The following is a 16,218-nucleotide window of genomic DNA, read 5'->3' as shown; positions in this document are numbered from 1 at the left end:
CGACTGAGCCGGCAGCGCAGAGGATGTCTCCGGTTTTCGCTGTCGGAGCGAAGGGAGAGAGTCATGTCCGATACTATTTCGTTTCTCGCCCCGCGTGCCGACGTGCTTGCCCGCCGCAGGCAGATCGTCGCAGATCTCATCGACCTGCTGCCGCCGGAATGCCTGGTGCACGAGGCGCGCGAGTTGATGCCGTTCGAGACCGATGCCTTCGTTTCCTATCGCCGGATGCCGCTTGCTGTTGCCCTGCCGCGGACGACCGCGGAAGTGGCTGCGGTCATGAAATACTGTCATCGCTATGGCGTGCCGGTGGTGCCGCGCGGCGCCGGAACGTCACTCTCGGGCGGAGCAATCCCACAGGAGGATGCGGTCGTCATTTGCGTTTCCAAGATGAACCGCATTCTCGAAATCGATCTGGCCAACCGCGTGGCGGTCGTCGAAGCCGGCGTAACCAACCTGAATATTTCAGAATCCGTCTCGGCGGACGGCTTCTTCTATGCGCCCGATCCGAGCTCACAGCTGGCCTGCACGATCGGCGGCAATATCGGCATGAATTCCGGTGGCGCGCATTGCCTGAAATATGGGGTGACGACCAACAACCTGCTCGGCGTCAAGATGGTGCTGACCGATGGCACCGTCATCGATTTCGGCGGCAAGGCATTGGACGCCGGAGGCTACGACTTGCTTGGCCTTGTCTGCGGACATGAGGGCCAGCTTGGGATAGTCACCGAAGCGACTGTCCGCCTGATCGCCAAACCGGAGGGCGCGCGGCCGGTCCTCTTCGGCTTTGATACGTCCGAGGAGGCGGGATCCTGTGTCGCCGACATCATCGCATCAGGGATCATTCCCGTCGCGATCGAATTCATGGACAAGCCAGCGATCGAAATCTGCGAGGCCTTCGCCAAGGCCGGCTATCCGCTGGATGTGGGGGCGCTATTGATCGTCGAGGTCGAAGGATCGGAGGCGGAAATGGACGACATGCTGAAGAGCATCGTCGAAATCGCGCGCAAGCATGGCGTGAAAACCGTCCGCGAATGCCAGTCGGCAACCGAGGCGGCGCTGATCTGGAAGGGCAGGAAATCCGCCTTCGGCGCGACTGGCCGGATAGCAGACTATATCTGCATGGACGGAACCGTGCCGCTCAGCCAGCTTTCTTATGTGCTGACGAAAACCTCTGAAATCATCGACAGCTATGGGCTTCGCGTCGCCAACGTCTTCCATGCCGGCGATGGCAATATGCATCCGCTGATCCTGTTCAATGCGAATGATCCGGAAGATGCCGCCCGTGCGGAAGCTGCGGGGATGGAGATCCTGAAGCTCTGTGTCGATGCGGGCGGCTGCCTCACGGGCGAGCATGGCGTCGGCATCGAAAAACGCGACCTGATGCGTCATCAGTATTCCGAGGCGGACCTGGAGCAGCAGATGGCGGCGCGCGCCGCCTTCGATCCGGCCTGGCTCCTGAACCCCTCCAAGGTTTTCCCGCTCGAGGGACGTCCGGCCGCATGATCGATCTATCGCCCACAACGGACGAAGAGGCCGCGGCAATCGTCCGCAGCCACACCGAGGCCGGCGAGCCGCTGGCGATCTGCGGCGGCAACACTCGCTCGGGTTTCGGGAACGCCGTGGCGGCGGAAAGCCGCCTGCGGTCGTCCAATCTGCGGGGCATCACGGCCTATAATCCCGGCGAGATGGTTTTGACCGCTCGCTCGGGAACGCCGTTGTCCGAGATCGAAGCCGCACTCGCCGAGAACGGTCAAATGATGGCCTTTGAGCCCATGGACCATCGGCCGATCATGGGAACGACAGGTGAGCCGACAATCGGCGGCGTCTTTGCCGCCAATGTCTCGGGGCCGCGCCGTTTCGTCGCCGGCGCTGCGCGCGACAGCCTGCTTGGCGTGAGCTTCATCAACGGCAAGGGCGAGATCATCAAGGCAGGCGGCCGCGTGATGAAGAACGTCACCGGATTGGATCTCGTCAAGCTGATGGCTGGCTCGCACGGCACGCTGGGCTTCCTGACGGAAGTAACTTTCCGCGTGCCACCGCGGCCGAGAACCGAAGCAACGATCGTCATCTCGGGGCTGAACGATGCGGAGGCCGCCAACGCCATGGCGGCGGCGATGGCGCTGCCGGTCGAAGTCTCCGGCGCCGCACATCTGCCGATGACCGTCGCCTGGAAATTTCTCGACAGTACGCTCTCCGAAGGCGAGGGAACCTGTCTCAGGATCGAAGGCCTGCCCGGCTCAGTCGATGCCAGGGCAACCAAGCTCGCCGCAGCCATGGCGGCATGCGGATCCGTCACGCGCTTCGAGCAGGCAGACAGTGTCCGTCTCTGGAGAGATATCCGCGATGTCGCGCCCTATGCCGACGGTACGGCTCGACCGGTGTGGCGCGTCTCCGTCGCCCCAGGGACCGGCCATCAGCTGGTCGCGGCACTTCGCCTCGAAGCCGGTGTTGACGCATACTATGACTGGCAGGGCGGCCTGATCTGGATGCGGATGGAGGCCGACGCGGATGCGGACCTTTTGCGCCGGTTCATCAAGGCGCTGGGCGGTGGCCATGCGACATTGATCCGCGCACCTGAAAAGATGCGATCTGGGATTGCGGCCTTTCAGCCCCAGCAGGAGGCTGTGGCCTTGCTATCGCAGCGACTGAAACTGAAATTCGATCCCGCCGGCATCTTCAATCCCGGGAAGATGGCAGGAACTTGAGGCATGCAGACCAATTTCACCCCGGCCCAACTTGCCGACCCGCACGTTGCCGAATCCGAGAAGATCCTGCGCAAATGCGTGCATTGCGGCTTCTGCACCGCGACCTGTCCGACCTATGTCACGCTCGGCAATGAGCTCGATAGCCCCCGTGGGCGCATCTATCTGATCAAGGACATGCTGGAAAACGGGCGCCCGGCCGACGCCGAGGTCGTTACCCATATCGACCGCTGCCTCTCCTGTCTCGCCTGCGTAACGACCTGTCCCTCCGGTGTCGATTATATGCACCTCGTCGACCATGCGCGGGCGCACATCGAAAAGACCTACAAGCGTCCTTTCATGAACCGGCTCGTGCGCGCCATCCTTGCTGCTGTTCTGCCTTATCCCGATCGGTTTCGCCTCGCGATCAAGCTGTCGTCAGCGGGGCGGCCGTTCGCAGGTCTTTTAGCGCGCGCGCCCGCATTGAAGCCATTTGCCGCGATGCTGGCGCTGGCGCCGCGTCGCATTCCCCCCACCTCCGCCTATGCCGCGGCGGCAAGCCACCCGCCGGTCGGCGAGAAACGCGGTCGCGTCGCGATCTTGACTGGTTGCGCGCAGCCGGTTCTCGATCCCGGGATCAACGAGGCAACAATCAGGCTCCTGACACGGCTTGGTGTTGAAGTCGTCGTTCCCAAGGGAGAGGTTTGTTGCGGCTCGCTCGTCCACCACATGGGACGGGAAGAGCAGGCATTGGCGAGCGCACGTGCCAACGTCGATGTGTGGACGCGTGAACTCGAAGAAGGCGGGCTCGACGCAATCATCATTACCGCTTCCGGCTGCGGCACGACGATCAAGGACTATGGCCATATGCTGCGGCTGGATGCGGCCTATGCCGAAAAGGCGGCACGCGTTTCGTCCTTGGCGAAGGACATCACGGAATATCTCGCATCGCTCGAGCTCCCCGCGCAGATGCCGAAGGGCATCATCGTCGCCTATCACTCTGCCTGCTCGATGCAACACGGTCAGAAAATCACGATGGCGCCGAAGCAGCTGTTGAAGGCGGCCGGATTCAATGTCCGCGATCCTGCCGAAGGTCACCTCTGCTGTGGGTCGGCGGGTACCTACAACATCATGCAATCCGACATTTCCGATGCGCTCAAGACCCGCAAGGTCAAGACCCTCGAAGCAACGAAGCCGCGTGTGATCGCAACCGGAAATATCGGCTGCATGATGCAGATCGCGACAGGGACGGCGATTCCGATCGTTCACACGGTGCAATTGTTGGATTGGGCCTACGGCGGAGATATGCCGGAGAAACTAAAGGATCTGCCGCTGGCTTAGAGGTGCCGGATCGTCCGGTGGTCTCGAAAGCCCATGCATCGCATAGCCCTTGCGCTTGCGACCCCGCATACGCGGTTTGAGATCGGCGACCGGTTGCCCGGCCGCCTAATTGCTTGGCTTAGCCGCCGAAAATCGTCCGCAGCACGTCGATGCCGCGATCTTCGAAGCTGATTTCGCCCTGCTTGTTGCCAGGGCCGACGACGATGACCTTCGTGCCGACGGGCGCACGATCGTAAAGATCGATCACATCCTTGTTCATCATGCGGATGCAGCCGGACGACATGTTGAGCCCAATCGACCACGGCTGGTTGGTGCCGTGGATGCGGAAGCTCGTATCGTTGCCGCCCTTGTAGAGATACATGGCGCGGGCGCCAAGCGGATTGTCCTCGCCGCCTTCCTGGAAGGTCGGGAGGATGTGGCCCTTCGCCGCCTCGCGAACACGCATCTCAGCCGGCGGCGTCCAGCCCGGCCATTCTGCCTTGCGGCCGATCTTCACCACGCCCGACCAGCCGAAGCCCTCGCGCCCGACGCCGATGCCATAGCGCGTCGCGCGGTCCTTGGTTTCGACGAGATACAGGAACTTGTGGTTGGTATCGATGATGATCGTGCCGGGTGCCTCGTTGGTGATGAGGTGCACGCGCTGGCGCTTGAACTGCGGCTTGACCGACTTCGGCGGTGCGGCGACCCGAACGACAGGCGCGCCATCGTGAGCGGGTGTAATCGGCTGCGCCGAGACCGATGCGGACATGGAAGTGACCAGAAGGCCGGTGGCCGCAAGAGCCGTCGCGAATTTCAGCATGGTTGATTCCCTCAAAGCAAAACCGGACCGAAGCTACCCTAACTTCGATCCAGTTCAAGATGTCGGCGCGGAATGAAACAGCTGCGATGTCTAATTGCAACTATTCTTGGCCGCGCGCCCGATATTCGGGAGCCTTTACATGACGATGACGCGGGTTCCAACCTTTACCCGCTCGTAAAGGTCAACGACATCCTCGTTGCGTAGCCGGATGCAGCCGGAGGAAACGGCGTTGCCGATCGTCCAGGGGGCGTTGGTACCGTGGATGCGGTAGAGCGTCGAACCGAGATACATGGCGCGCGCGCCAAGCGGATTCTCGGGACCGCCGTCCATGCGCGCCGGGAGATAGTGGCCCTTGGCGGCTTCGCGGCCAACCATTTCGGCTGGCGGCGTCCAGTCCGGCCATTCGGACTTGCGGGTAATCTTGTGCACGCCGGCCCATTCGAAGCCTGGCTTGCCGACGCCCACTCCGTAACGCCGCGCCTTGCCGCCCTCCATTACCAGGTAAAGGAAGCGGCTGTTGGTATCGATGACGATCGTGCCGGGCCGTTCCTTGGTGTCGTAGGTGACGATCTGCGGCAGAAATTGCGGCTCAAGCTGGCGGCGGACGACTGGGACGCCGGGATTGATGGCGGACACCGGTTGCGCCACGGCGGCCGGAGCGCGGCCGAAGACGCCGGATGTGAACAGACCGCGTTTCGGAAAGGCCGGTTGTCGGTAGACGACGGGACGAACCTTGCCGCCGAGCTGCATGACCCATGGGGCTGCAAGGTCCGGGCTTAGCACGACCGGCGGGCGCGTTGTATAACGGTCGTCGCCGAGCGCAGCGGTGGAAAAGACGCCGAGCATCGCTGCGGCGAGCAGAAGGGATTTCATCATCGGACGGACTCTCTACAAATGGCCGAAAATGCACGGACGGCAGCGGCCGCCTGCCGCCACGCTGCCACCGTTCCCGCCAGCGAATCGTAAATTTGAATTCATTCAAGTCCGAAGCGAGAGATAAACTTTTCGTCAGGGTTATCGTTCGGTTTGGAAAGAGAGTTTGCAAATGGTAAAGCCGGATTCGCAGCACGAAAGCGAAGCGGGATCATGAGCGATACGGGCATCATCATCGGCGAAGACGGCAAGAGCCGTTGTCACTGGCACGCCAACCTCCCGGATTACCTCAAGTATCACGACGAGGAATGGGGGCGGCCGGTAACGGATGACATCCGCCTCTTCGAGAAGATCTGCCTGGAGGGGTTCCAGTCCGGTCTCTCCTGGCTCACCATCCTGCGCAAGCGCGAGAATTTCCGCGCTGCCTTTGCCGGCTTCGACTTCGAGAAGGTTGCGCTCTTCGACGACAGCGATATCCAACGCTGCCTCGCCGATCCCGGCATCGTGCGCCATCGAGGCAAGATCGTCTCGACGATCAACAACGCCCGCCGTGCGATCGAACTGAGGCAGGAGTTCGGGTCGCTCGCCCGGTATTTCTGGAGCTTCGAGCCCGGTCATAACGATAGGCCAAAGGTGGTCGATCGTGCCACTGTCATGGCCAACCCGACAACGCCGACATCGGTTCTCATTTCCAAGAATCTGAAGAAGCGCGGCTGGACGTTTGTCGGCCCAACCACAGTTTATGCCTTCATGCAGGCAATGGGTCTCGTCAACGATCACATCGAAGGTTGCTTCTGCCGCGTCGAGGTAGAGGCGATGCGCAACGCGCTGGTGCGCCCATGAAGGCGCTCGCGGCAACCGTCGCATTCTGCCTGGTGGCATCCGTAGCGTTCGGCCAGTCACCGGAGCTGCAGCCCGGCGAGCGACTGGAGAAGCTGCAGTTTCCGGCTGCAACCATGGAGCTCAAGGGCTGGACGAAGCTCGGCAACGGGCGGGTTTACACACTTCCCGTCAAGGCTGGCCAGCATGTGAAGATCAGCTTTGCGACCAAGAGCAAGTTTGCCTTCCTTTCGATCTTCGATCTGGCAACGCCCGACGAGGAGGCGATCTTTGGTACCGATGAGGATGGCACCAGCTACACCGTCACGGTGAAGGACAACACCACCTGGCTGCTGCGGCCCTATTATTCCAAGGCGTCGCCGCGCCGCGGCCTGGGCGCGCCCTACAGCATTCTCGTCGAGCCGCAGGCAACAGCGCCGCAGCCCACGGCTCCGGCTGAACAGCAATCGCCGTCGCCACTTTTCCCTTCAAGGCAGTAATGAGGGGCTAGCCCAGGCCTTCGATCAACCTGCGCAGTTCTCCGAGATGTTCGATCTTGCGAAAGCGCGGTGCGTCCTTCGGTTCCTCGACATGCTCGACGACCCAGGTGAGTTCGTGCGGCACGAAGACGCCGTAGCTGCCGGCGGCAATCGCGGGGACAATGTCTGATTTCAGCGAGTTGCCGACCATCATCGCCCGTTCCGGGCCACCGCCGACCTTGGAGAAGATCCGCCGGTAGGTCACGGCGGTCTTGTCGGAGACGATCTCGACGGCGTGGAAGAAGTCGCCAAGCCCGGATTGCGCGAGCTTACGCTCCTGATCGAAAAGATCACCCTTGGTGATCATCACCAGCAGGTAGTTTTCCGAGAGCGCCGCCAAGGTCTCCTGCACATGCGGCAGGGTCTCGACGGGGTGAGAAAGCAGGTCGCGGCCGGTGTCGAGGATATTGGCAATGACACTGGCGGGCACCTTGCCCTCGGTGACCTCGATCGCCGTCTCGATCATGGACAGCGTAAATCCCTTGATGCCGAAACCGTACTGCCGGAGATTGCGCTTCTCTGCCTCCAGCAAGCGCTCGGAAATTCTTGGACCATTTGCAAAATCGGCCAGCAATTCCGTGAAATGCGCCTCGGTAAGCCGATAGTATTGCTCGTTCTGCCAGAGCGTGTCGTCGGCATCGAAACCGATGGTCGTCAGCATGCGGGTCGTCATCGCCCATCTCCGAGTAATCTGGTTTGAATCTATTGAAAGATGGCCGCGATACAAGAGCATCGCAAAGCCGTGAGGCGAGTACACGGCATGTTGAAGTGCCGCCGCCTCGCCTTACATCGATAGTGCCTTCCACGCGGCCGCATTCCGGCTGCTCCTGTCATGTGCAGGCCAACAACCAAAAAATGAACTCATCTGTCCGTAGGCAACCCTGCGGTCGTCACAAGGAAATTTTCGACCATGCGTTACAATCAACTTGGAAATACGGGACTATTCGTCTCGGAAATCTGCCTCGGTACGATGACATTCGGCGCCGCCGGCGAAAAGAACCTTTGGGGCTCGATCGCCGACGTCGACCAGAAAGCCGCCGATGAAATCGTTGCGAAGTCGCTGGCATCGGGCGTCAACTTCATCGACACGGCCGACGTCTATTCCTTCGGCGAATCCGAAAAGCTGCTCGGCCAGGCCCTGAAGAACCTCAGCGTTCCCCGTAAGGACGTGGTCATCGCCACGAAAGTCTATAGCACCATGGGCGACAAGCCGAACGACCGCGGCGCCTCGCGTGGCCACATCATGGATTCGGTCGAGGCCAGTCTCAAGCGGTTGCAGACCGATCATATCGATCTTTACCAGATCCATGCCACCGATCCGGTCACGCCGATCGACGAGACGCTGCGAGCCCTGGACGATCTCGTATCCCGCGGTCTCGTGCGCTATGTGGGTGTCTCCAACTGGCAGGCGTGGCGCATCGCCAAAGCGCTCGGCATCTCGGAACGTCGCGGTCTTGCCCGGTTCGAGACGGTACAGGCGTACTATTCGATCGCCGGCCGCGATCTCGAGCGTGACATCGTGCCGATGATGCAGGAGGAAAAGCTTGGTCTAATGGTCTGGTCGCCGCTGGCGGGCGGTCTTCTCTCCGGCAAGTACGGGCCGGGAGCGCCGGGCAACGGGGAAGGACGCCGCGCCTCGTTCGACTTCCCGCCGGTCGACAAGGATCGCGCCTGGGCCTGCGTTGCCGTGATGCGCGAGATCGCCGCGAAACACGGCACAAGCGTCGCGACCGTCGCGCTTGCCTACATCCTGGCGAAACCTTTCGTGACGACTGTCATCATCGGCGCAAAACGCGTCGAGCAGCTCGACCAGAACCTGGCGGCCGTCAACCTGAAGCTCGATGTGGACGACCTGAAGAAGCTGGACGAGGTCAGCGAACTCGCGCCCGAATATCCGGGCTGGATGCTGGCCCGGCAGGGGGCAGCCCGACGGCCGGAACCTTTCGAACCGAAGGGCTGATCAAGGCCTTGTGAAGGCGGACGCAGGGGCTTCGTGCTCCGGCGTCCTTTGCGATTACTTGCCGTGAGCCTTCAGCCAGGCCTGCATATCGGCGATCTCAGTCTCCTGGGCCTTGATGACGGCTTCCGCGAGCTTGCGAATTTCCGGATCCTTGCCGTACTCCAGCTCGATTTTCGCCATGTCGATCGCACCTTGATGGTGCGGGATCATGCCGCGGACGAAGTCGACATCGGCGTCGCCGCTATACTTCATCGTCATGTCTTTGTGCATTTTAGCGTTCGCCTGCGCAAAGGCGTGGCTCGATGCGCCGTGGTCGCCCATTGGCTTGCTCATGTCCATTTTCATCTCCTCTGCGAAGACGGGTGCGGACGAGAGTGCGAGCGTGGCCGCTATGGCGAGAACTTTCAGAGACATGGGATTTCCTTCCTCTGTCTGATACTGGAATTCAATGCGCGGCCGAAGCCGCAGCGTTCATGAAGACCGTCAGACAAGCCGGGGAGGCGGCGCCAGCGGTGCTGGGCGGGCATCCTGCATGGCGTGAGCCGGTCCGGGCGCAGGATAGGAAAACATCTGCTTGCCGGTCGCGGCGATGACGCTCAATGGCGGAATGACCAGGCAGGCCGAACAGAAGGGCATGTGCACCATACCGGCGGCCGAACAAGGATCCTGCTGCGCCGGCGACGACTTGGCCTTCTCGCCCATATCCATGCCGGCCATATGATGATGCTCGGCGCTGGGCGTCGCAGCGACCGGCTGCATGGACAGGCATGTCGGACAGCCAGCCCATGCGGACATGGTGCCGAAGGCAAACCAGCCGAAAACCATCGCTATGATTGCAAGAAACCGCATATCGTCAAAATAGGTGCAGCGCGCGAAGAAGCCAAGCCCACTTTATACACTTTGGCGAGAGAAGCGTCGGCCGACGTGCGGAGGCTGGCGCTAGTACGCGGCAACGACCTGATGGACGATCTGATAGCCATTGCTCTCTTCGCCGAGTGGCGCCACGGGCCACTGCCAGTTGGCCCGAACCGATGACAGCGCCACGCCGTGCAGCAGATCAGTCTCGTCATGAACCTTCCCCTGTCGGTCTATCACGGCATAGGTAACATCGGTAACCAGGCATGTCTTGCAGGGCGCTGCCTCAAGCGCCGACCGGTGCGCCTCGATCAGTTGTGCGACGGTATCGGCGGGCATGGCGCCGGCCTGTTCCGCCTCGTAACGGCGTTGTGCGCCGCGACCGATCTGGGAGAGGAGATTGGCCGAGACGACGAAGTCGAGATACGGAACGCTTCTCAGGAACGCCAGCGGCTCTGGTTGTTTGCCCGTGGCAAGCTCGTCGTAGCCGGAGAGATCGCGCTCGATCAGCCGAACATTGCTGTAGCGCTTGAGCCGCAGCCAGAGGCGCACCGAGGCAAGATGCACGAGATCGACGAGGACGACAGTGTCAAAGGTCCTGGCTAATTCCTCAATCGGCACGTCGCGGAGCAGGCCCGAGCCCAAAACGACCGCCGCCCTCCTCTGCCGCAACTCCGCAATGGCACTTCTCACAGCGTTCCGGCTTCGCTCCTCGTGCTCCGCCCATTGCCGGCTGCAACGGCCGGCGCGGGACCAGAGATTGACGGAGTATCGGATGAACCGGCGATGCGCCTTCAATGTCATCGGAACGGTGGCAGCATAGAGAAGCGCCTCGGCAATCATCGTGTAGCTCCCGCCATTCGATCCATTCTCTCTCGTTCAATCGATTCTGTGTTCCTGATCAAGGGCCTTCGCCCTTGCCGCACCCGGCCCTTTCCGCTAGGTAACCGCCACTGTCACAGCGAGCGGAATACCTTGGAAATGAACGACAAGCAGAAGAAACCACAAAAGCTCAAGGCCAGACTTCCCCGCGGCTTCGTCGATCGTTCGGCAGCAGACATTCGCGCCGTCAACGAAATGACCGCGAAGATCCGGGAAGTCTACGAGCATTATGGTTTCGATCCTGTCGAAACGCCGCTCTTCGAATACACCGACGCGCTCGGCAAGTTCCTGCCGGATGCCGACCGGCCGAACGAGGGCGTCTTCTCGCTGCAGGACGACGACGAGCAGTGGATGTCCTTGCGCTACGACCTGACGGCGCCGCTCGCCCGTCATGTTGCCGAGAATTTCAACGAGATCCAGCTGCCGCACCGCACCTATCGCGCCGGCTATGTCTTCCGCAATGAGAAGCCGGGCCCCGGTCGCTTCCGCCAGTTCATGCAGTTCGACGCCGATACGGTCGGTGCGCCGGGCGTGCAGGCCGATGCGGAAATGTGCATGATGATGGCCGATACGCTGGAAGCCCTCGGCATCAAGCGCGGCGACTACGTGATCCGCGTCAACAACCGCAAAGTTCTCGACGGTGTTCTCGAAGCAATCGGTCTCGGCGGCGATGACAAGGCCGGCCAGCGCCTCAACGTGCTACGCGCCATCGACAAGCTCGACAAGTTCGGTCTCGAGGGCGTTGCTCTCCTGCTTGGTCCCGGCCGCAAGGACGAGTCTGGCGACTTCACCAAGGGTGCTGGTCTCGACCAGGGACAGATCGACAAGGTTCTCTTCTTCGTCGGGATCAAGGACTATACCGAAAGCGCTGGGCAGCTTGCCGAGCTGGTTGCCGGAACGTCCAAGGGTGCGGAAGGTGTCGAGGAGCTGAACTTCATCGGCGCATTGGTGCGAAGCGCCGGCTATCAGTCGGATCGCGTCAAGATCGACCCCTCGGTTGTTCGCGGCCTCGAATATTACACCGGCCCGGTTTACGAAGCCGAGCTCCTCTTCGACGTGACTAACGAGAAGGGCGAGAAGGTCGTCTTCGGTTCCGTCGGTGGCGGCGGTCGCTACGACGGTCTCGTGTCCCGCTTCATGGGCCAGCCCGTGCCGGCCACTGGCTTCTCGATTGGCGTCTCTCGTCTGATGACGGCGCTGAAGAACCTCGGAAAGCTCGGCCAGGCCGAGGTCATCGAGCCGGTTCTGGTCACTGTCATGGACGGCGATGTCGAGTCGATGGGCCGCTACCAGCACATGACGCAGGAATTGCGCAAGGCTGGCATCCGCGCCGAGATGTTCCAGGGCAACTGGAAGAAGTTCGGCAATCAGCTGAAATACGCCGACCGCCGCGGCTGCCCCGTCGCCATTATCCAGGGCGGTGACGAGCGGGCGCAGGGCGTCGTGCAGATCAAGGACCTGATCGAAGGCAAGCGCCTGTCCGGCGAGATCGAGGACAACGCCAGCTGGCGCGAAGCGCGCGTCGCACAGGAGACAGTTGCCGAAGGCGACCTCGTCGCCAAGGTGAAGGAAATTCTGGCGGCGCAGGCCGAAGACCGCAACAGGGCGGGCTGAGATGGCCCTGATCAACCTGCCGGACTTCTCCGGCGAGCTCCTCTCAGAGTTTGCGGCGCGAAAGACGGAGCGGGTAGATACGCCCGTCATCCAGCCGGCCGAACCATTTCTTGACATCGCCGGCGAGGATCTTCGCCGGCGCATTTTCATGACCGAAAGCGAGACGGGCGCCAGCCTTTGCCTGCGGCCGGAGTTCACGATCCCCGTCTGCCTGCGCCACATCGAGAGCGCGACCGGCACGCCGAAGCGCTATTCCTATCTCGGCGAAGTTTTCCGCCAGCGGCGTGAAGGCGGCAACGAGTTCTATCAAGCCGGGATCGAGGATCTTGGCGACATCAATATTGCCGCTGCCGACGCRCGTGCGATCGGCGATGCGATCGGCGTGCTGGAGCGCGTCGTTCCCGGCAAGCGTCTTGCGGTGACACTCGGCGATCAGGCTGTCTTCGAAGCAGTGGTGCAGGCGCTTGGCCTGCCGCTCGGCTGGCAGAAGCGCCTGATCCATGCCTTCGGCAACATGAGCCAGCTCGAAGCTCTGCTGGCAAGCCTCGTCAGCCCTCAGTTCGTAACTGGATTGAGTGACGAGATGGCACATCTGATTGCCGCCGACGATGAAGCAGCACTTGTTGCACACATAGATGCGACGATGCAGGCGACGGGCTATTCGACGAATGCCAGCCGTTCGCCGCTCGAAATCGCGCGCCGTCTGAAGGAAAAGCTGATCCTCTCCGAAACGCGCCTCGATGATGCGGCCTTCCGCGTGCTGGAAGAATTCCTGTCGCTGAACGTACCGCTGATCAATGCTTCGGCGGCCTTGGCCGGTTTTGCCGATGCCGCGGGCCTCAAGCTCGGCAACGCGCTGGCGCGTTTCGACGGCCGCGTGGCCGCTCTGGCCAATGCCGGCGTCGATTTGGCGCTGATCGATTACCGCGCAGCCTTCGGGCGTCCGCTGGATTACTACACCGGCCTGGTTTTCGAGATCGGCGTCCAGGGCACGTCGGCGGTTCTCGCCGGTGGGGGCCGTTTCGATCGCCTGATGACCTTCCTGGGCGCCAAGGAACGCATTCCCGCCGTCGGCTTCTCGCTCTGGCTGGATCGCATCGAAACCGAGAGGGCCGTATGATGACGATTACCATCGCATTGCCCTCCAAGGGCCGGATGAAGGACGATGCCTCGGCGATCTTCGAACGCGCCGGGATCAGGATCACCGCTGTCGGCAACGATCGCTCCTATCGCGGACGCGTCGAAGGTTGGGACGACGTCGAAGTTGCCTTCCTTTCCGCCTCCGAGATTTCCCGTGAACTAGGCAGCGGCACCGTCGATTTCGGTGTCACCGGCGAAGACCTTGTCCGCGAGGGCCTGGCGGAGGCGGACAAGCGTGTCGAGATCTGCGCGCGTCTCGGATTCGGCCATGCCGATGTCGTGGTTGCCGTTCCTGAAATCTGGCTCGACGTCGACACTATGGCCGATCTCGGCGATGTTGCTTCCGACTTTCGCGCCCGTCACGGCCGGCGCCTGGCGATTGCCACGAAATACTGGCGGCTGACGCAGCAATTCTTCTCCAGCCAGCACGGCATCCAGCTCTACCGGATCGTCGAAAGCCTTGGGGCAACGGAAGGGGCGCCTGCCTCGGGATCGGCCGATATCATCGTCGACATCACCTCGACTGGTTCGACTCTTCGCGCGAACAACCTGAAGATCTTGTCCGACGGCGTCATCCTTCGCTCCCAGGCCTGCTTCGTCAGGGCACGCAAGGAAAGCCACGCGAACGACCCGACCGTTCAGCGGCTGATCGACGCCGTTCGCTCGGCACTCTGACCATCGCCAAATCAACACACGAAAAGACCCGCCGTCTGGTGACGGCGGGTTTTTCATGCTTGGGAGGATGCTTGATCGCTTAGGCGACTGCGTAGGCGCCGCGGCGTGCGTCGAGCGAGTAGAGGCCCGGGCCGACAATGGCGAGGAAGATGTAAGCGCCGGCCAGCGTGAAGTTCTTCATGACCATGATCTGGTTCAGGGCGTTGATCCAGCCGAGAGCGGCAGCCGGGAAATCCGGAACGTTGACCGTCGGCAGGTGGAAGACGACAGCGGTGAAGATACAAAAGGCGGCGAGCAGCCAGCCGACGGTCTTCGTCTGGTAGCCGACGAGAACCGCGAGGCCAGTTACAAATTCAAAGGCGCCTGCGAGATAGGTCAGGGCAGTCGACGCCGGAAGACCAGCACCGGCGATCATGCCAGCGGTTCCAGCCGGATCGGTCAGCTTGCCGAAGCCGGCAAGGATGAACATGAACGACAAGAGGACGCGAGCGACAAGAATGACAATATTGTTGGTATTCGACATGAACGTTGTCTCCGTTGAATGGCGTTTGAGGTTGTTGTGCCCCGGCACGGTTGCAACCTCGGATGCCACTTTGTCGCCTTTTTTTGCTGTTGTGGAAAGATAGACGGAAAGGGACACTTCGTTCTCTATTATTGAACGACCGATCTTGGCGAAGTCGGCTTGCCATCGATGGTGCGCCTCTTTTATGGTCGGCCGCCCAAGATGGAGACCCCGATGGCAGATCTTTCCGCATTTCCGATCACGACGCGCTGGCCAGCAGCGAACCCGGATATCATCCAGCTTTACTCGTTGCCAACCCCGAACGGCGTGAAGATATCGATTGCGCTTGAAGAGCTTGGCTTGTCCTATGAACCGCATCTGATCTCGTTCAGCACGAACGACCAGAAGTCGCCGGAATTCGTATCGCTCAATCCCAATGGCCGCATCCCGGCAATCATCGATCCCAATGGCCCCGATGGAAAGCCGATCGGCATTTTCGAATCCGGTGCCATCCTGCTCTATTTGGCAGAGAAGACAGGCAAACTCATTCCATCAGATACAGCCGGGCGCTACGAGACGATCCAGTGGGTCTTCTTCCAGATGGCCGGTATCGGACCGATGTTCGGACAGTTCGGGCACTTCTACAAATTCGCGGCCGATAAGGTTGCCAACAACTCGTATCCGATGGAGCGCTACCGCGACGAATCAAAGCGGCTTCTGAGCGTACTGGAAGCACGCCTCCAGGGTCGCCAGTGGATCATGGGCGATCTCTACACGATCGCCGATATCGCCACTTTCCCGTGGCTCCGCGGTGCAGACATCTTCTACGGCGGGCGTGAGGTGTTGGATTATAAGAGCTTCCCGGCCGTGATGGACTGGCTAGAGCGCTGCATCGCCCGGCCGGCCTCGGAAAAGGGGTTGAATATCCCGGCACGGCCTGCGTAAATCTGAGGCAAATATGCAAAAAGCCGGTCCAAAAGGCCGGCTTTTTTCATGTGCGGGAGCGTCTATTGGCGCCTGGCAAACTCGCCGCCGGTATTCGTCTTGAAACGAGGGAAGATGAAAACACCGAGCATGCTGCCGTGATTAGCATCGTCGTGGCCGTTCGACTCGCCCATGCAGAACAACGGCTGACGGAAGCCATTCGACATCATGATGGTGGTCGAGAAACAGAAGGATGAGGAGAGCGTCGCAGCCTGCTCGAAGAGTTCCAGGATGTGATCGTGATCCTTCGGATCGTAGCAGCGCATGAGGCTCAGAAGCCCGCATACCCGCGCCGGGAGTCCGTGCAGCAGGGCGCTCCATTCCTTGAGGCGGATCACGCCGCTGGACAGGTCTCCGACCCAGGTTTCCGAAATGGAAAACTGCGCCAGCATTTCAGGATCATGATTGCTGATATCCAGTGAGCCCGGCATAAGCGGTGCCGCGGCGTTGGTTCTCGCGATTTTGAACAAATTTTTCCCCAGCGTAGGTGCGGCTTCCCCCGCCGCACGTCCGGCAAAAATGAGCAGGTTCATGTTGCACCGCGCATCATGCTC

General features: G+C 61.2%; 18 protein-coding genes. 10 read left to right on the top strand and 8 right to left on the bottom strand.

What is annotated here, in order from left to right; all coding sequences use genetic code 11:
* Positions 1 to 63: 63 nt before the first annotated feature.
* Genes AC1DPR_RS11960 through glcF form a run of 3 tightly spaced genes read left to right on the top strand, consistent with a single transcriptional unit; the run spans position 64 to position 4,022 of the window.
* Positions 64 to 1,503, top strand: a complete 1,440-nt coding sequence (locus AC1DPR_RS11960; protein ID WP_018856901.1) for an FAD-linked oxidase C-terminal domain-containing protein — start codon at positions 64 to 66, stop codon at positions 1,501 to 1,503.
* Positions 1,500 to 2,705: a glycolate oxidase subunit GlcE gene (gene glcE, locus AC1DPR_RS11955; protein ID WP_113470013.1), complete on the top strand. Its 1,206-nt coding sequence runs from the start codon at positions 1,500 to 1,502 to the stop codon at positions 2,703 to 2,705. Before AC1DPR_RS11960 ends, glcE begins: the two co-directional genes overlap by 4 nt.
* Positions 2,706 to 2,708: 3 nt before the next feature.
* Entirely contained in the window at positions 2,709 to 4,022 is a 1,314-nt protein-coding gene (gene glcF / locus AC1DPR_RS11950; protein WP_113470012.1) for a glycolate oxidase subunit GlcF, read from the top strand.
* A gap of 118 nt (positions 4,023 to 4,140) precedes the next feature.
* On the opposite strand, the gene AC1DPR_RS11945 is transcribed toward glcF, so the two are convergent.
* Together AC1DPR_RS11945 and AC1DPR_RS11940 are read right to left on the bottom strand one after the other, a co-directional pair.
* Positions 4,141 to 4,821 (bottom strand): L,D-transpeptidase, encoded by a 681-nt coding sequence (locus AC1DPR_RS11945; RefSeq protein WP_018856904.1) that lies wholly within the window; start codon positions 4,819 to 4,821, stop codon positions 4,141 to 4,143.
* Positions 4,822 to 4,956: 135 nt separating this feature from the next.
* Positions 4,957 to 5,697 carry a L,D-transpeptidase gene (locus AC1DPR_RS11940; protein ID WP_018856905.1) on the bottom strand — a complete coding sequence of 247 codons (741 nt, stop codon included), beginning with the start codon at positions 5,695 to 5,697 and terminating at the stop codon, positions 4,957 to 4,959.
* A 210-nt stretch (positions 5,698 to 5,907) separates the two neighbouring features.
* Between AC1DPR_RS11940 and AC1DPR_RS11935 the strand changes: the two genes are divergently transcribed.
* Complete coding sequence (locus AC1DPR_RS11935; RefSeq protein WP_018116680.1) at positions 5,908 to 6,537, top strand: DNA-3-methyladenine glycosylase I; 630 nt, start codon at positions 5,908 to 5,910, stop codon at positions 6,535 to 6,537.
* The gene (locus AC1DPR_RS11930; RefSeq protein ID WP_018856906.1) at positions 6,534 to 7,013 is read left to right on the top strand and encodes a hypothetical protein; all 480 of its coding nucleotides are present in this window, start codon (positions 6,534 to 6,536) and stop codon (positions 7,011 to 7,013) included. The genes AC1DPR_RS11935 and AC1DPR_RS11930 overlap by 4 nt, the downstream gene beginning before the upstream one ends.
* Before the next feature lie 7 nt (positions 7,014 to 7,020).
* Here AC1DPR_RS11930 and AC1DPR_RS11925 read toward each other — a convergent pair whose 3' ends face one another.
* Positions 7,021 to 7,725, bottom strand: a complete 705-nt coding sequence (locus AC1DPR_RS11925) for an HAD family hydrolase (protein WP_018116678.1) — start codon at positions 7,723 to 7,725, stop codon at positions 7,021 to 7,023.
* Positions 7,726 to 7,962: 237 nt separating this feature from the next.
* Between AC1DPR_RS11925 and AC1DPR_RS11920 the strand changes: the two genes are divergently transcribed.
* Positions 7,963 to 9,012 carry an aldo/keto reductase gene (locus AC1DPR_RS11920; RefSeq protein ID WP_113470011.1) on the top strand — a complete coding sequence of 350 codons (1,050 nt, stop codon included), beginning with the start codon at positions 7,963 to 7,965 and terminating at the stop codon, positions 9,010 to 9,012.
* A 54-nt stretch (positions 9,013 to 9,066) separates the two neighbouring features.
* Here AC1DPR_RS11920 and copM read toward each other — a convergent pair whose 3' ends face one another.
* From copM to AC1DPR_RS11905, 3 genes are all read right to left on the bottom strand, one after another.
* Positions 9,067 to 9,426, bottom strand: a complete 360-nt coding sequence (copM, locus tag AC1DPR_RS11915; RefSeq protein WP_018856908.1) for a CopM family metallochaperone — start codon at positions 9,424 to 9,426, stop codon at positions 9,067 to 9,069.
* 69 nt (positions 9,427 to 9,495) lie between these two features.
* A complete protein-coding gene (locus tag AC1DPR_RS11910) occupies positions 9,496 to 9,861 on the bottom strand; it encodes a hypothetical protein (protein WP_477816406.1) in 366 nt (121 codons plus the stop codon).
* 90 nt (positions 9,862 to 9,951) lie between these two features.
* Entirely contained in the window at positions 9,952 to 10,710 is a 759-nt protein-coding gene (locus AC1DPR_RS11905; RefSeq protein ID WP_018856910.1) for a hypothetical protein, read from the bottom strand.
* Between the two features lie 138 nt (positions 10,711 to 10,848).
* Between AC1DPR_RS11905 and hisS the strand changes: the two genes are divergently transcribed.
* The 3 genes from hisS to hisG are packed head-to-tail and all read left to right on the top strand — an operon-like array spanning position 10,849 to position 14,178.
* Positions 10,849 to 12,363, top strand: a complete 1,515-nt coding sequence (hisS, locus tag AC1DPR_RS11900) for a histidine--tRNA ligase (protein WP_113470009.1) — start codon at positions 10,849 to 10,851, stop codon at positions 12,361 to 12,363.
* 1 nt (position 12,364) lies between these two features.
* The gene (locus tag AC1DPR_RS11895; protein ID WP_113470008.1) at positions 12,365 to 13,483 is read left to right on the top strand and encodes an ATP phosphoribosyltransferase regulatory subunit; all 1,119 of its coding nucleotides are present in this window, start codon (positions 12,365 to 12,367) and stop codon (positions 13,481 to 13,483) included.
* Complete coding sequence (gene hisG / locus AC1DPR_RS11890; RefSeq protein WP_026371752.1) at positions 13,483 to 14,178, top strand: ATP phosphoribosyltransferase; 696 nt, start codon at positions 13,483 to 13,485, stop codon at positions 14,176 to 14,178. The genes AC1DPR_RS11895 and hisG overlap by 1 nt, the downstream gene beginning before the upstream one ends.
* A gap of 79 nt (positions 14,179 to 14,257) precedes the next feature.
* Here the strand turns inward: hisG and AC1DPR_RS11885 are convergent, their stop codons facing one another.
* Positions 14,258 to 14,701 carry a DoxX family protein gene (locus tag AC1DPR_RS11885; RefSeq protein WP_026371753.1) on the bottom strand — a complete coding sequence of 148 codons (444 nt, stop codon included), beginning with the start codon at positions 14,699 to 14,701 and terminating at the stop codon, positions 14,258 to 14,260.
* 213 nt (positions 14,702 to 14,914) lie between these two features.
* On the opposite strand from AC1DPR_RS11885, the gene AC1DPR_RS11880 reads away from it, so the two are divergent.
* Positions 14,915 to 15,625 (top strand): glutathione binding-like protein, encoded by a 711-nt coding sequence (locus AC1DPR_RS11880; protein WP_018856915.1) that lies wholly within the window; start codon positions 14,915 to 14,917, stop codon positions 15,623 to 15,625.
* A 62-nt stretch (positions 15,626 to 15,687) separates the two neighbouring features.
* On the opposite strand, the gene AC1DPR_RS11875 is transcribed toward AC1DPR_RS11880, so the two are convergent.
* Positions 15,688 to 16,134 carry a hypothetical protein gene (locus AC1DPR_RS11875; protein WP_037089657.1) on the bottom strand — a complete coding sequence of 149 codons (447 nt, stop codon included), beginning with the start codon at positions 16,132 to 16,134 and terminating at the stop codon, positions 15,688 to 15,690.
* Between the last annotated feature and the right edge of the window lie 84 nt (positions 16,135 to 16,218).

It is taken from the genome of Rhizobium sp. 01T417, assembly GCF_056398905.1.
This window is presented reverse-complemented; position numbering and strand designations above follow the sequence as displayed.